The sequence below is a fragment of the Pseudomonas sp. NFACC05-1 genome, from assembly GCF_900100135.1.
GTDB classification, from domain to species: Bacteria; Pseudomonadota; Gammaproteobacteria; order Pseudomonadales; family Pseudomonadaceae; genus Aquipseudomonas; species Aquipseudomonas fluorescens_Q.
The window spans coordinates 278,783-293,102 of record NZ_FMTR01000003.1 but is presented as its reverse complement, the minus strand read 5'-3'; the positions used below and the strand labels follow the sequence as shown (position 1 = coordinate 293,102).

Annotated in this window: 13 protein-coding genes and 1 pseudogene; 5 read left to right on the top strand and 9 right to left on the bottom strand. The window is 59.1% G+C overall.

All coding sequences use genetic code 11. The annotated features are described in order from the left end of the window. The first annotated feature begins 17 nt into the window (after positions 1-17). Positions 18-464, top strand: a complete 447-nt coding sequence (locus tag BLO97_RS07650; protein WP_092222344.1) for an excinuclease — start codon at positions 18-20, stop codon at positions 462-464. 75 nt (positions 465-539) lie between these two features. Here the strand turns inward: BLO97_RS07650 and BLO97_RS07645 are convergent, their stop codons facing one another. Next, a complete protein-coding gene (locus tag BLO97_RS07645; protein ID WP_256571721.1) occupies positions 540-1,172 on the bottom strand; it encodes a PAAR domain-containing protein in 633 nt (210 codons plus the stop codon). A 246-nt stretch (positions 1,173-1,418) separates the two neighbouring features. Between BLO97_RS07645 and BLO97_RS07640 the strand changes: the two genes are divergently transcribed. The 3 genes from BLO97_RS07640 to queC all read left to right on the top strand — a co-directional run bounded on the left by BLO97_RS07640 (position 1,419) and on the right by queC (position 7,664). Beyond that, positions 1,419-2,468, top strand: coding sequence for an alpha/beta fold hydrolase (locus BLO97_RS07640; RefSeq protein WP_371914891.1), 1,050 nt, complete (start codon positions 1,419-1,421; stop codon positions 2,466-2,468). 172 nt (positions 2,469-2,640) lie between these two features. Then, entirely contained in the window at positions 2,641-6,705 is a 4,065-nt protein-coding gene (locus BLO97_RS07635) for a dermonecrotic toxin domain-containing protein (RefSeq protein WP_092222342.1), read from the top strand. 263 nt (positions 6,706-6,968) lie between these two features. After that, positions 6,969-7,664, top strand: coding sequence for a 7-cyano-7-deazaguanine synthase QueC (queC, locus tag BLO97_RS07630; protein ID WP_092222340.1), 696 nt, complete (start codon positions 6,969-6,971; stop codon positions 7,662-7,664). A 50-nt stretch (positions 7,665-7,714) separates the two neighbouring features. Here the strand turns inward: queC and BLO97_RS32220 are convergent. Further along, positions 7,715-7,804 (bottom strand): annotated as a pseudogene (locus BLO97_RS32220) (VUT family protein); the annotation flags it as partial. 228 nt (positions 7,805-8,032) lie between these two features. Further along, complete coding sequence (locus BLO97_RS07625) at positions 8,033-8,938, bottom strand: LysR family transcriptional regulator (protein WP_092222338.1); 906 nt, start codon at positions 8,936-8,938, stop codon at positions 8,033-8,035. 221 nt (positions 8,939-9,159) lie between these two features. Between BLO97_RS07625 and BLO97_RS07620 the strand changes: the two genes are divergently transcribed. After that, the gene (locus tag BLO97_RS07620) at positions 9,160-10,335 is read left to right on the top strand and encodes an MFS transporter (RefSeq protein ID WP_371914892.1); all 1,176 of its coding nucleotides are present in this window, start codon (positions 9,160-9,162) and stop codon (positions 10,333-10,335) included. Positions 10,336-10,554: 219 nt separating this feature from the next. Here BLO97_RS07620 and gspM read toward each other — a convergent pair whose 3' ends face one another. From gspM to gspH, 6 genes are read right to left on the bottom strand one after another with little or no spacing between them, the layout of a single operon-like run. After that, the gene (gene gspM, locus BLO97_RS07615) at positions 10,555-11,001 is read right to left on the bottom strand and encodes a type II secretion system protein GspM (RefSeq protein WP_063323286.1); all 447 of its coding nucleotides are present in this window, start codon (positions 10,999-11,001) and stop codon (positions 10,555-10,557) included. Continuing rightward, positions 11,001-12,104, bottom strand: coding sequence for a type II secretion system protein GspL (gene gspL, locus BLO97_RS07610; protein ID WP_092222334.1), 1,104 nt, complete (start codon positions 12,102-12,104; stop codon positions 11,001-11,003). The genes gspM and gspL overlap by 1 nt, the downstream gene beginning before the upstream one ends. Next, entirely contained in the window at positions 12,101-12,949 is an 849-nt protein-coding gene (locus BLO97_RS07605) for a type II secretion system protein GspK (RefSeq protein ID WP_092146763.1), read from the bottom strand. The genes gspL and BLO97_RS07605 overlap by 4 nt, the downstream gene beginning before the upstream one ends. Continuing rightward, positions 12,946-13,479, bottom strand: coding sequence for a type II secretion system protein GspJ (locus tag BLO97_RS07600; RefSeq protein ID WP_092222332.1), 534 nt, complete (start codon positions 13,477-13,479; stop codon positions 12,946-12,948). The genes BLO97_RS07605 and BLO97_RS07600 overlap by 4 nt, the downstream gene beginning before the upstream one ends. After that, positions 13,472-13,858, bottom strand: a complete 387-nt coding sequence (gene gspI, locus BLO97_RS07595; protein ID WP_092222330.1) for a type II secretion system minor pseudopilin GspI — start codon at positions 13,856-13,858, stop codon at positions 13,472-13,474. The genes BLO97_RS07600 and gspI overlap by 8 nt, the downstream gene beginning before the upstream one ends. Continuing rightward, complete coding sequence (gene gspH, locus BLO97_RS07590) at positions 13,851-14,318, bottom strand: type II secretion system minor pseudopilin GspH (RefSeq protein WP_092222328.1); 468 nt, start codon at positions 14,316-14,318, stop codon at positions 13,851-13,853. The genes gspI and gspH overlap by 8 nt, the downstream gene beginning before the upstream one ends. Positions 14,319-14,320: the final 2 nt, after the last annotated feature.

Here is a 14,320-nt window from a genome sequence, read left to right as displayed (position 1 = left end):
TCGTCAAGGAGACCACGATGTCGTTGAAGAAAATCGCTGTGACCACCGCCCTCTTGCTCAGCACCCTGCCAAGCCTCAGCCAGGCCCGTGATACCGCGCTGTTCCTGCCGTTCGACAAAGTCGTGGCCGAAGCCATCCGCACCGGCAAGATCGACGGCAGCGTGAAGTTCTACCTGGCCGGCAATAAACCGGCCGGCAACGTCATCGTCGTCAGCCCGGGTGCCGTGACCAACAAGAAAACCAACGCGTTCAACAAGTCCGATGAAGTCGCCTGCGAATGGGTGCTGCAATCGGCCCTGATCAGCCTGCACCAGGCCGCCAAGAACGCCGGCGCCAACGCCGTCACCAACATTGTCAGCTTCTACAAGAGCAACGAACGCAAGGACCCGACCACCTATGAATGCCACGCCGGGGCGATCATGGCGGGCGTTGCGTTGAAGGGAGATTTGGCGAAGGTGCAATAAGCCCGGAACGGCTGTGGCACCGATCCACCGCAATCGCGAGCAAGCTCGCTCCCACAGTGGATCTATGCTGTACGCTCATTGGATGTTCTCCTTCACCTCATCCGAGTGCAAGTAATGAACATCCGCCAGTTTGAGAGCGGGCAAAAAGTCTTCTGCCATCGGCACGCCTTCACGCACGATGATCAGAAAACGTCTCTGAAGCGTATTGATGATCTCGTCGCCATTGCTCAAACGGCTGCCGACCAGGGCAATATTACTGTTGGCTGCCCCCGCGGCGGTTACGATCCGCGCGGTACTGCCATCGGCATACACAACCTGGTCGCCTTTCCGCGCGGCTCGTACTTTCCAGCCATTATCCAAGGTGAACGTCAACGACGATGACACTTGCTGGATCGTTGCGCCGTTACGGGTCTGGCTGCCCTCGGTGGCCACTCGGTAAATAGCGATTGGGGGATGAGCTTTGACGAATGCTTTTTGTCGATTAATAAATGTGATGACTTTTTCGTCAACACCATCGAGTTGCTGTTGCGCCAAGTACAGATCGTCCAAATGACGGAGATAGTCACAGGAGACTTCGTTGGTGTAGGGGGCGTACAAAGATGAGTGCATTTCCAAGGCCTTGTTCACGGGCTTCAGGCGGGTTCCCTTTCCGCCGGGAAAGAGCACTGAGCCAGACAATTCGGAATGATGAATAAAACGTTGCAACACAGGCGAATCGCAACCCCAACATCATGGGCATCTGGAGCGAATAGGAAACATCGCAACTGGAAACGCGACTTTTCCTACAGTCAACAGGGGTCCGATGCAAGTTCCGCCCTGCTTTTTTTTCACCTGCAACTGCTCTGCCGGGGCTCAATCGGAACAATTGCCGCTTGTCGGAACTGTCAACTTCGACAGTATCGATAGCATTCGGAAAGCCACAAGCTGTAAATGCTTTAAAAAATACCTTAGAAGTTGACGCTCGATAAACAGTTCGCCGTTACTTATGAGCTGCACGGCGTAGCTCATGGAATTAATTCGGCTCCCAAAATGGACAAGAAAATGATGGATACAATAGCCTGGTCGGGCGCCATCGCCTTATCTTCTCGACACCAGGCCACATCGCCTTCTGTAGAACAAAATATTGTTGTAGGGGGTGCATCGTTCACACGGGCCTACGTGTACGTGAACGGCATCCGCATGCACTATCTTATAAGCGGTGATGGCGCAAACCCTGTGTTGCTGGTGCATGGGTTCCCGGGAAGCTGGCGCAATTGGACGGTATTGATGGGGCCATTGGTGCGTGCCGGTTATACGCCTATCGTTCCTGATTATCGCGGTGCTGGAGAAACCGATATTTCAGAAAGCGGCTATGATAAAAAAAATATGGCGCATGACCTGCACGAGCTGGTCACCCACCTGAATATCAAACAGGTTGATATTGTCGGCCATGACATGGGCTTAATGATTGCCTATGCCTACGGAGCCCTTTATCCCGATGAAACCAAACGTATTATCCTGATGGACGGATTCATTCCTGGCATCCCAGGGTGGGAAACAGCTTATAACGGAGACCCGCAAGCCCGCATTGCCAGCAAGTGGCATTTCCGCTTCTTTGGCAAGACAGCACTCACCATGATCCAAGGTCAGGAAAAAACTTACCTGGACATGTTTTTTGACGACTTTGTATTCCCCGGCAACGACACAATGCCGGACGAGGTGCGTATGGCTTTGGTGAAAGATTATTCCCAGCCCGGACGCATGGAGGCAGCCTTCAAGCTTTATTCAGCCTGGATAGAGCATGATGTGGGTGATAATCAAGCATACGCCAACAATAAACTGACAGTGCCTGTGCTCACTATCGGTGGGGACCATTCGAGAGGAAGTACCCTGGCCGAGCAAGTCAAATGTATCACCACGCAACCGTACTCTTTTATATTGCACAACACCGGACATTGGGTACTGGAAGAAAGAACACAGGCAACCTGCGAGGCGATCCTGGTATTTCTGCGTGATAAAACATGACCGTTAGCATGCCCCGTCAAGGCGCATCGCGAACAGGCTCGCTGCCACATCGATTATGTATCCACAACACCGGTACACCGCCTGTCGCCGCTCCATGCGGTATCTATATACCGCCCCCTCTTCGCGCACCTTCAATAGGTTGTTCCTTCCGAAAAACTTTCAGGAAGAGAACATGCTGGAGAACACCCCCTTACAAACCGCTAGCGCCCTGCTGATACACCAACTCAATGCCTCGCAGCAGCAGATGATCCGCCTGAACGATGCCGTTCCGCGCGCCTCGGAAGTGGCTGCGCGGCACTTGGATAATGGGTTCAGGCAAGCCTTTCCCACCCTGGTGAACAAGCTGGCCGTCAAAGAAATACGCGTGTGCCGACTGCAAGATGAAGCCGTTCCCCCAACTGAACGCGCAGCCAACGCGCCGGCGTTTAAAAAGGTGGCGCAAACAGTCCCCCTCGACACGCTCTTCTGGCGTGCGGTGGCAGGAAAGATCAACGCCCACGAGTTCTTCGACGATTTGGGCAATATAGACATCGTCACCGAGCTGAACAGCGTCACGGAGATGCCGGCAGCCCTGAATAGCCGTGACGCCAAGCAAGCAATCAAGCAACTGATAAGCGTCACCCCAACGTCGTATGAACAAATGCTGGCGCGGGCACTGGACAACTTCTGGGACACCCCGCCCGACGTTAGCCAGGACCGCAGCGTCAGCCAATGGCTGGCCGATGAATTCGGTAGGCAACTCAAGGCACAGGCCGATCTCCAGCAACTGGATGGAACCCTGAGCCCGCCACTGCACAAGGCGCTGACGGAACATGCACTGTCGGCACCGGACGCAACGTCTCGCGCCAGGCTGGCGGAACGTGACCGGCCCGGGGTCTACAGCCTCAGTATCACCCCTGAAGGATGGGGGTTCAGCGTGCCGGTGTCAGGCGCTGTTGCACTGACCCGACATGACAATACCGACTACCCGGCAAGCGCGGCGCTGTACAGCTTGGGCAAGCCGCTGGAAGTGTACGCGGACCTGACGGCGCTGAAGGCCAGCCTGGAGGCCGACGATAACGTTCAGTATGACGTGACAATCGCCCCCATCGCCGGGGACTTCCTTGCCTACCTGGTTATGGATCTGCGAGCGGCGCAAAAAACCGCCGTGAGCGACGTGTTGCTGAACGGGCCGGGAGATGATGAGGAAATCAGCGCCTGGATCGCCAGGCTGGATATCGCGGCGAACCTCAAGGACCAGCTGGACCTGGCGGGCGCCATGGACGAGCGCGCGCTACGGCTCTACCAGAAAAAACTGGACGACTGGCTGCACGCCAACCCGAACGTGATCGGCAGCGACCGCGTGGCCTGGTGGAACGCGCTACAGGACCTGCAGATAACCCTGGCGGATACCCCACCCCCGCCAGATCCAGTGATGCTGGCGTCCCCTGACGCCCTCCAGGATCGGACCCGCACGCTGCTCGCCGGCTTCATCAAGGACAAATACGCCCCAGTCGATCCTGACCAGGTATCCCTGTGTATCCGCAAGCAGACCATCGACTCGCACGCGCCCACGGGCGAGTCACCGTTCGGGTCCGGGGTGTCGCTAGGCAGTGCGAAGGCGATATTCGACGATTGCCGTTCCATGACGCAGTGGGCCATGTCCAACCTGACACCGGACGAACGCAACGCTTCCCACCACACCGAAGAGGGGCCGCTGAGCTTTGCACAGATCGTGGAGATCATTGAAAGGGCAAATGTGGGTGCCCGTATCCCGCCCGCGTTGCTGCTTGCGGCCCGGGAGCGCCAGGCACAATGGATGGCTCTGAAAGCCAAACAAATGCGGGCGCAGGCGTGGGCCGCGCATATATCGGGAGACTTTACACATGATAAGGACAACACCGGCCTGAACCTGGTGCTGGCGGCGTTGGACAGCGCAATGCCTGAGGAACGCCGCAAGGTCAACGGGCACGAGGTGGTGGTGCGGCAGATCCAGTGGGGCGACAGTGTGCTGAAAGAGCTGCTGGCCTTTGGCGTCAGGAAACTATCCAGCCGGCCTTCATTGACGCTGTACACGCCGGGTGCGCCGGACGGAAAAGTGTTCAGGGACATCCACGCAGGAAGCGAAAGGGAGCTGGAAGCGGTCCTGGTCAAGACACTCATCAGCACGCTGGAAATGACCCGCTGGCTGATTTCCCAACTGCCGCTGATGGAACAAGCCGATCAGCTTGCCAGCCTGGTGCCGGCCGCGGAAAACCTGACGCTCAACGAGAAGATAAAGAAAGTCACGCAGTCCACCTTCTCATGGATAAAGCATCGGGTTCAGGATGATTTCGCCTTGAAGGTCGCCTCCCCCGTGGTCAAAGGCGACCTGCTCAAAGCACTGCACGAAACGCAGATCAGCCACGCGCTCAAGACGGCTGACGCGCTGATGGTAACGAACGCCGAGCGCGACAGCGCAGCGGCCCAGGAGGGGCGCAGGAATGGCGTCACCTTGCTGGCGGGCGCGATGGCCATGTTCTACGCGGGCCGCCTGGGCGGGGTACTGGGCCGTGCGATCCTGCCGGTGATGGCCGGGGGCGCTGCGGTGTCGGCCATAAAAGACGAGGGCGGCAGCTTCAGCCAGTGGGCCAGTGATTTCATCAGCGGGCTGGGTGAGGTCGTGGCAGAGGCCGGGCAGGACCTGATCATGGCGCGCGCGGCACGACGCCGGGACAAGACCCGCCCGGAGCTGTCTTCCCTGCCCCGTATGCCCGACCCCGAGCTAGGCCCTTTTCTCCTGAAAGGTTTTGACGGCAAAGGGCTCGTCCCCGAGGGTCGCAACCTGTACAGGGACACGTCCGGCCAAGCCTATTTGAAGATGGGGCATGACTACTGCAAAACCGCGATCCAGGAAAGCCTGCGGATTATCTACGCGCCCAACAATCGTACCCATCAACGGACGGTGACGTGGAAAAACGGTCGCTGGCACATCGAAGAACCGCAACGCCTGCTCGGTGGCGGAGTCCTGCATAGTCTGTTCAGTCGGGCCCCGGAAACTGCGCAACAGAAAACCTATAACGCCTTGGTGGAGGGCATCCTGGTCGACCATCACTGGCCTTCTCGACAGGTGGTGAATACGGTAAAGAAGGTCATCCACTCGATGCCCGAGGAGCTGGCCGAACGCACCTTGCGCGAGAGCATGAATGACATCAACGTGCCCGATATAGACACTTACCTTTCACGAATCAACCAGATCAACAAGGGCCTCCACGGCCTCGGGCAACATAAGAAGCCCCACGAAAGCCTGCTGTACAAATTCAACGTATGGCAGGCCGTCGACTACTGCACCCGAGACATCGACTCCCAGGTAAAGGGCATCCAGCTGACGGCCGCGCAAAAAATAAAAGTTTTCGACATGACCCTGCCACTCAAGAAGGAGCTTTTCGACAACGAAGGCAACTTCAAGATGATGATGTCCTCCTTGCCAGACAACCTCACCGGCGCATTATTCATCACCATCGTCCCTGAACAGGGAAAGAAGAAAGCCGCCATGACCAAGATACAGGACGATATTCATGAGGTGGTCAAAGTCGCGGAAAAGCGCGTCTGGGAGGACCTGGGCGTCCGGTTTTCAGGAGAAGGTCCAGAGGTAGAGGCTGCCAGGGAGGACTATAAAACGAACCCTGCAAACTTCGCGGAGTACAAAAAGAAAAAGCTCGGCGCGTTCCGGGACGAGATGAAAAAAAGACACAAACCCGGGCTCCTGACGGAAATCCGCAACAACAAGATTCCTTACGTCATCGCCAACAAGGGCAAGTCGCAGCGCAAGACGTTACTGGTCACCGGAGAGGACATTACCAACTTCGCAAAAAATCTCTCGAACTACGACGCGTTTGATATCGAGGTCGTGACCCAAGTCCCGACGAAGAAGGTCACTGGCACATCACCTACCACCAGCACTTCACCAGTACTGGGGGAAGCATCCACCGCAATAGACAAGTTTACGGTGACTCTCAGCACGCTGGCTGAAACACAGATGTCCTATGACAACTTTCCCGAAGCGGCCCGAGCCAAGATCAACGAAATCATGGATGACATTCGAGCCGGCAGGGCCACGACAAAACGAATCAACAAATATTACTGGTACGACATGGCCCAGCTATCCCCCGGTGGCGGCAGAAGCGCATGGCGCGCCGCGTTCGAACGCAAGGGCGATACCTGGATACTCCAGGGTTTTTATGATTACCACGCCAATAAACCTGCGACGGTCTGGTAAGGCCAAGTGAAAAAATAAAGGATCGAGGTGAGTACCGCCTGCCACGGCAAGCGCCGCCGCGCACGGACAATTCCAATTGGCGAGGATTCTCCGGGTGTGCGGCACCCGCCGTGGCAGCGATCTTCTAGCGGCTTCACTTGCGACTGAAAACCCAAATAGAGAAAGCGGAGCACGTAAATTCGGAAACTTCCCACAACAAGGTGTTGAACTTCGGGCTAGGGTCACTCCTTCAGCACCTATTGGGACAGGTCCAAATGAATGAAATGACAAAGAAAGCAGTCATCGTTTTCAGCGGCGGCCAGGATTCGACTACCTGCCTGGTTCACGCCTTACCCCGGTACGACGAAGTTCATTGCATCACGTTCGACTACGGCCAGCGCCATCGTCAAGAAATCGAAGTGGCGCAACAACTCTGCAAGGCCCTTGGCGTGACCGTTCATAAAATACTGGACACCACCCTGCTCAACGAACTGGCCATCAGCAGCCTCACCCGCGACAACATTCCAGTGCCCGCGGCCAACAGCGATGGAGATGGCCTGCCCAGCACCTTCGTGCCTGGGCGCAACATTCTGTTTTTGACCCTGGCGTCTATCTATGCGTATCAGGTGGGTGCAAAAACGCTTATCACCGGTGTGTGTGAAACCGACTTCTCGGGCTATCCGGACTGCCGCGATGCGTTCGTGAAGGCGCTGAACAACGCCATTGAACTGGGCATGGACTATCCCTTGCGCATCGAGACGCCCTTGATGTGGCTGAACAAAGCCCAAACCTGGGCGCTGGCCGATTATCACGGGTGGTTGGAGTTCATCGATCAACAGACACTGACATGCTACAACGGCATCAAGGGCAGAGGCTGCGGTGACTGCGCCGCCTGTCATCTGCGCGCAAAGGGCCTGAGCCACTACCTTGAAAACCGGGTGGAGATCATGAACAGCCTGAAGACAAAACTGGATTTATAGGCACAACGCTCGAAGGGTAATGGGCTATGAGGCAATAGCCCATTGAACTCTTATGCAGGCTGGGCACCGGTTACATACTTTCGAAACAACGCCCTGGCGCCGTAGGCGGGTAGTACATTAAAAACAGCAAAACACATTTTTCACCTAAGGCAATCGATACACCCGTGGCGAGGGAGCTTGCTCCCGCTGGGCCGGGAAGCGGCCCCAAAACCTGTCAGATGCGGAACATCAGACACACCGCACCCGCCGGTTTACGACTGCTTCGCAGCCGAGCGGGAGCAAGCTCCCTCGCCACAGGTCCATCACTTTTCTCATGACCAGCATTAGCCTTGCGGCGCCCCTTCACATATAGGCAAGTTTTTTATTCATCACGCCGAACTGTGGGTGTCTATATTTTCAGTCAACAACTCCACAAACGCTTTCGCCATCGGCGATCGCTGGTCCTTGCGCTGCACCAGCCACACCGCTGACACCGCCGCCGGATCGAGCAGCGGCCGGTAGACCACGCCATCGATTCGCATGCGTTGGTAAGACGCTGGCAAGACCGAAACGCCCAGGCCTGCCGCCACCAGGCCGATGATGGTCATGGCTTCGCCGGCTTCCTGGGCGAAGTGCGGGCTGAAGCCGGCGTCGCGGGCCAGGTTCAGGAGTTGCGCGTACAGGCCGCTGCCGTAGCTGCGCGGGAAGAACACGAACGGTTCCTGGGCCAACGCCGAGAGAAACAGGCCTTCTTCGTTGCCCTGGGCCAGCGGATGTTTGGCGCTGAGCACGGCCACCAGCGGTTCGCGGCTGAGTTCGATTTCCCTCAAGGCGTCGGGCAGTGGCAACGGCCGCATGATGCCCACCTCGATTACCTCGTCCAGCAGCGCATCGGCCACTTGGGTGCTGCTCATTTCCCGCAGGTTCAGGTGCACCGCGGGGAAGCGCTGACGGAACGAGAAGATCGCCTGGGGAATGGTGGAGTTGAACGGTGCCGAAGAGGTGAAGCCGATTTTCAGTTCTCCCAGTTCCCCCAGTTGGGCACGACGGGCCACGTCGGCGGCCTTATCGACCTGGACCAAAACCCGTCGCGCCTCCTCGAGAAACAGTCGACCGGCCTCGCTCAGCTCGACCCGACGATTGGTACGCTCGAACAACCGCGCCCCGATCTCCTGTTCCAGGGCCTGGATCTGCTGGCTCAAGGGCGGTTGGGAGATACCCAGGGCCAAGGCGGCGCGGCCGAAATGCAGTTCTTCGGCAACGGCGATGAAGTAACGCAGGTGGCGCAATTCCATGGGTGATCCAATAGGTCGTAAAACGTCTTAAACGGGTCGAACAATATATTGGATAGAAACGTTAGCCGGCTATATGCTTTTTTCAATGCCTGCCTGGCCGTGCTCGTTCGAGGTTCAACGTGAAAACTGCTGTCGCTCCACTGGCCCATGAAATCCCACCTCGTGTGCAAGATGAGGTCGTCGCCGAACTGAAGGACATCTACATCGAAAAAGGCACGCCCATGTTCATGCGCACGGTGCTGGCACTGTTCAGCGGCGGCTTTGCAACGTTCGCCCTGTTGTATTGCGTGCAACCGATGATGCCGCTGTTGTCCACGGAGTTCTCCATCAATGCGGCGCAGAGCAGCCTGATCCTGTCGGTCGCGACCGGCTTGCTCGCCATCGGTCTGTTGATCACCGGCCCGATTTCCGACCGCATTGGTCGCAAGCCAGTGATGGTCGCGGCGCTGTTCGCCGCATCGGTGTGCACGATCGCCAGTGCCATGATGCCGACCTGGCACGGCGTGCTGCTGCTACGCGCCCTGGTGGGGCTGTCTTTGAGCGGCTTGGCTGCAGTCGCGATGACCTACCTGAGCGAAGAAATCCATCCCAAGCACATCGGCCTGGCGATGGGGCTGTACATCGCCGGCAACGCCATCGGCGGGATGTGTGGGCGCCTGATCACCGGGGTCTTGATCGACTTTGTCAGTTGGCACACCGCGATGCTGGTGATCGGTGGCCTGGCCTTGATCGCGGCGGCGGTGTTCTGGAGGATTCTCCCCGAGTCGCGCAACTTCCGTCCTCGCTCGCTGCACCCGCGTAGCCTGCTGGACGGTTTCATCATGCACTTTCGCGACGCCGGCTTGCCGCTGCTGTTTCTCGAGGCCTTCGTCTTGATGGGCGCGTTCGTCACCCTGTTCAACTACATCGGTTACCGCCTGCTGGCCGAGCCTTATCACTTGGATCAGGCCTTTGTCGGGTTGCTGTCGGTGGTGTACCTGTCGGGCATCTACAGCTCGGCAAAAATCGGCGCACTGGCGGACAAACTCGGCCGACGCAAAATGCTCTGGGCAACCATCGCGCTGATGCTGGCCGGCCTCGCGCTGACCATGGCCACGCCGTTGTGGTTGGTCGTGCTGGGCATGCTGGTGTTCACCTTCGGCTTCTTCGGCGCCCACTCGGTCGCCAGCAGTTGGATCGGCCGCCGCGCCCTCAAAGCCAAGGGCCAGGCGTCGTCGCTTTACCTGTTCAGCTATTACGCCGGATCGAGTGTCGCAGGTACGGCGGGCGGCGTGGCCTGGCACTTGGGCGGGTGGAACGGTGTCGGTCTGTTCATCGGCACCTTGCTGGTGGTGGCGTTGCTGGTGGCGGTGAAACTGGCGAAGTTACCGTTGTCGCCGGGGAATGTTCAGGTTTAGCCATCACGAGTTCACGACCCAAACCAGGGACAGAGCGAATACTTTGTGGCGAGGGAGCTTGCTCCCGCTGGGTGGCGCAGCCACCCCAGAACCAGACGCCGCGGAGCAACAGGTGAACCCTGCAAACCGCTTTACGACTGCTGCGCAGTCGAGCGGGAGCAAGCTCCCTCGCCACAAAAAACCCATGCTTCAGGCCAAAATGGCTGTGTACTCGATCGCTCATTGACGCAACACCACCCGCGCCTCCAACACACTATTACGTGCTTCCAGAGTCAACGACTGCAGCGTCGCGCCCTCCCGCTCTTGTTGATCCAGCCACTGGAGCAATTGATTGGCATCGCCACTGACGGCCAGTCGCAACGAATCGCCATCGACCTCCATTTCAGCTATTTCCAACCCCGTCGCGGCCGCACTGTCATTGACGCGCACCGACAAGGGCCGTGTGGCGGTGGTTAGATCCCGGGCGGGCTCGGCGCGCTGGATTCGTGCGTGCAGCTCGGCCTGTTGGCGGTACTGTCGCTCGGCGACATCCAGCCGTTGCCGGACAGGTTGCCAGATCGTTGTGTAGACCACGACCACCAGCAGCAGCCCGACAAGGCCCAGCAACAATTGTTGCTCACGGCGTGACAGCCTCCCCCAGGCCTGTATCAAGCTATTGAAGTTCATCAACTGTTCTCCAGGGTGAGGATGGCCTGCACGCGGTTGTTCTGCTTGCTGGCGCTGCCCAGGGTGACGGACAGTCCGGTTTGCTGCCCCCGCTCGCGCAGTTGCTCAAGCTCGACGAAACTGGTGGCGGTGAGCTGGATTTTCCAACCTTCGTCTTCACGAAAATCGATGCGCTGCACTTCGACGCTGCTCGCACCAATGACCTGCTCCGTCAGACGGACCAGACGAGCGACCTGTGTGTCCTGGCTTCGCCCACGACGACTTTGCAGCGCCTGGAACTGCGCCGCCAGGTCGACAATCCGCGTTTCCTCGGGATACAGCGACCTGAATCGCTGCTCGCCCTGGGCATACAGATGACGGCTTTCGCTTTCAAGAAATCGTATGCGGCCCTCGCTGAATGCCCAGGTGAGCAATAGCAATCCCAACGCAGTAACCGCCACGCCACGCCACGGCAGCGGCTGGCGACGTCGACGGAACTCACCCTGCATCAGGTCGATGGGATGTCCGCCAGCGCAGAGCAGCCAATCATCGATGCCTTCACGATCGCGTCCCTCGTCCAGCCAGTGAATCTCTTCGGGCAAGTCCGGCTTGAGCGTTGCCAGGGCTCGGGCCGACAGCGACACTCGCGCCGGTAATGCCCCGCCCAACAGCCAGCGACCGAACCAACGCACCGCAAAAGCCTTGTCATGGGGAAGCAGGTCCGCGTCGACATGCATTGCCCGTACATCGACGCCTTGCGCAGCCAGCAGCGCCAGCAGTGCCTGGAACCGGCCTCGCTCGGTCACCATCAGCGGGTAGCGCTGTTGTCGGTCCCGCGCGCCAACGCTGATGTGCAACGCCTCCAGATTTTCACTCAGTTGTTCTTCGATGGCGAATGCGAGGGCCTGGGGTCGCGGCTGGCGTCCAGAGGGCCACGGATCGCTGCGCAGCCAACTGCACATTTCCATCGGCAACAGCACATCGACGACTCGCCCATTCAACTCGCGGGCGGCTTCATGCAAGGGCAGGCTGCGTCGTTCGCCCGTGGGCGACCACACGCAACACGGCCAGTTGACGCAAGGCTCATCCATGCCGTCGGCTGTCAGGTAAAGCCAGGTTTTCATCTCAGGGACTCGCTGGGGCTGATGGGTAAAAAACGACGCTGAGCCACCGTCCAGCGTCCGCTAACGGGGTCGCGCTCGATGTCCGAGGCCAGGCGCAGACGGCTATCGGCACGGGTCACGCTCACGGTGATTCGGAACCAGCGGCTGCTCACGCCCAGGCCATGGCTGCCGATGCCCACCCCGGATAAAAGCGGGTCATTGGTGAAGGCCTGCACACTGGCGTATGGCTGATGGCGACGCTGGTTGATCAACACCTTGGCCACCTCATCCTCCATGCCGTCCAGGCTCATCAACACTGGCAGCGGCGCGGTATTGATATTCACCAGGGCGTCCCTGGGCAACACCACCACCCAAGGCTCCAGGCGCCGCAGCGTCTGACCGTCGATGCCCGGCAACAGGCGCAGTTGACTCAACTCCTGCACCGAGCCGACCTGGGGCAATGACAGCGCGGGTAGCTCCAGCAACGCCAACAATCGCCTCCAACGACCGAGGGTAACTTGATCGGTCTGGCCCTGAGCCAGCAGCGCATTAAGGTTCAGGCGCCCGGACAAATCCTCGATATCGATGTGAACCTCGGCGTCCTCCATCTCGAATGCAGGTTTGAGCCGAGCCCAATCCTGGCTCAGGTCTACCGGCCCGGACGAAGTTATCGCGCTACCTTCCAACACCGCCTGCGCCCAGGCTTCAGCGGCCAGCCCCAATTGACGCAGTTGGACGTGCTGCAACTGCTGAGCGCTGCTCTGCAACAACAGGCGATGACTGCGCAGCATGCCAGCGGTAAAAAGCAGCGCCAGGCTCAGGACCAACAACACACTGATCAGCGCCACGCCTCGTTGCCGGCTCACGGCAACGCCCCCGGCAACAACAGCACGCGGCGGATCTGCTGGAAACGCCCCGTGGAAATCACCAGCTCCAACGCCAGTGGCGCGTTGCCGCGCACGGTTTCGTCATGCCAGCCTCGTTGCGCATCGAATACACGCCAGCTCAGGCTGCGTACGTCCTCGAGCACTTTCTGCTGTTGCACGATGACCGGCCCTTCACCGCGACTGTCGCGCCACAACACCGCTGCCTCGAGTCGATAGTTCACCGTTTGCCGCTCGCTGCGTGGCTGGTCCAGCGGATTAGGCCAATGGCTACGCTGCAATTGCAGGCGCCCTGACGCGAGCACGGTGGAACCGGCAACGGCCTGCCACACATCCCGTTCGATCACCCCCACCGCACGCTGCAAGGCCCTGACTTCGCGCTCATGCTGGCCGGCGCCCTGCTGGGTACGCACCACGCCGTCGAACAGGCGCCAACTGGCCAGGCCGAGCAAGGCAAAAATGGCGATGGCAATCACCAGCTCCAACAAGGTGAAGCCCGATTGTCTATTCATGACGGTCGCGGACCCATCCCGTGGTGCGGTGCACGACTGCTGGGCTGCCGGCCCGGCTGACCTGGATCTCGACCCGGAGCAGACGCGGGTCGCGGGCCGCGGCGACACGCTGTTGCAAAATCCAATCGCGCTGATCCAGGTGCCGGGCCAGGCGCTGTTGGCCCAGTGGCGTAGCGGCTTGCAGACGGAGCTCGCTGAGCTGGTTGTCCGCCAGCCAGGCGCCGAACAGACGGTCCTCAAGCCCGGCGCTTTGCTTGAGCACGAACTGACTGGCCGACAGCACCGCAGCCGCCAACGTGGCGAAAATCGCCAGCGCGACCATGACTTCCAACAAGGTGAACCCCTGGCAATCGGCGGCCAGCCTGCGAGCGTCAGCCATCGATCAGCGGCTGCGCCAAGCCGTCACTCACGACCTGGGAAATCGTCTGGCCAGCAACTTTGATGAGCAACCTGAACGGACTGATCTCGTCACTGCTGAGCATCAGCAACTGTGGTGGACCTCGGGCATCATCGAGCGCCACGACATGGCCGTCCTGCTCCAACCCAAGCGTCAGGCTTTCAGGCAGCCGTTGCGACGCCGACACCGCTGTCCAACCCTGAGACTCGAGTCGCAACGCCTGATAGCCGCGAGGCTGTACACGTACCCCATATTCCAGCCCATCCAATACCGCGCGTTCGCGCAACTGCTGCACCACGCGGATGAAGTCCTGGGCTTGCTGCCGGGCCTCACGCATCGGGCTCGGGCCGATAGCCAGGCTGACCATGCCCATCACGCTCCCGATCAACACAATGACGACCATCAGTTCCAGCAAGGTGAAACCCCGAGAATCACGGCTCATGT

What these genes read in the sequence shown, in the direction of transcription:
- BLO97_RS07650 (WP_092222344.1), top strand. Translation starts at nt 18, where the DNA reads ATGTCGTTGAAGAAAATCGCTGTGACCACCGCCCTCTTGCTCAGCACC.
- BLO97_RS07635 (WP_092222342.1), top strand. Translation starts at nt 2,641, where the DNA reads ATGCTGGAGAACACCCCCTTACAAACCGCTAGCGCCCTGCTGATACAC.
- queC (WP_092222340.1), top strand. Translation starts at nt 6,969, where the DNA reads ATGACAAAGAAAGCAGTCATCGTTTTCAGCGGCGGCCAGGATTCGACT.
- BLO97_RS07625 (WP_092222338.1), bottom strand. Translation starts at nt 8,938, where the DNA reads ATGGAATTGCGCCACCTGCGTTACTTCATCGCCGTTGCCGAAGAACTG.
- BLO97_RS07620 (WP_371914892.1), top strand. Translation starts at nt 9,160, where the DNA reads ATGTTCATGCGCACGGTGCTGGCACTGTTCAGCGGCGGCTTTGCAACG.
- gspM (WP_063323286.1), bottom strand. Translation starts at nt 11,001, where the DNA reads ATGAACTTCAATAGCTTGATACAGGCCTGGGGGAGGCTGTCACGCCGT.
- gspL (WP_092222334.1), bottom strand. Translation starts at nt 12,104, where the DNA reads ATGAAAACCTGGCTTTACCTGACAGCCGACGGCATGGATGAGCCTTGC.
- BLO97_RS07600 (WP_092222332.1), bottom strand. Translation starts at nt 13,479, where the DNA reads ATGAATAGACAATCGGGCTTCACCTTGTTGGAGCTGGTGATTGCCATC.
- gspI (WP_092222330.1), bottom strand. Translation starts at nt 13,858, where the DNA reads ATGGCTGACGCTCGCAGGCTGGCCGCCGATTGCCAGGGGTTCACCTTG.
- gspH (WP_092222328.1), bottom strand. Translation starts at nt 14,318, where the DNA reads ATGAGCCGTGATTCTCGGGGTTTCACCTTGCTGGAACTGATGGTCGTC.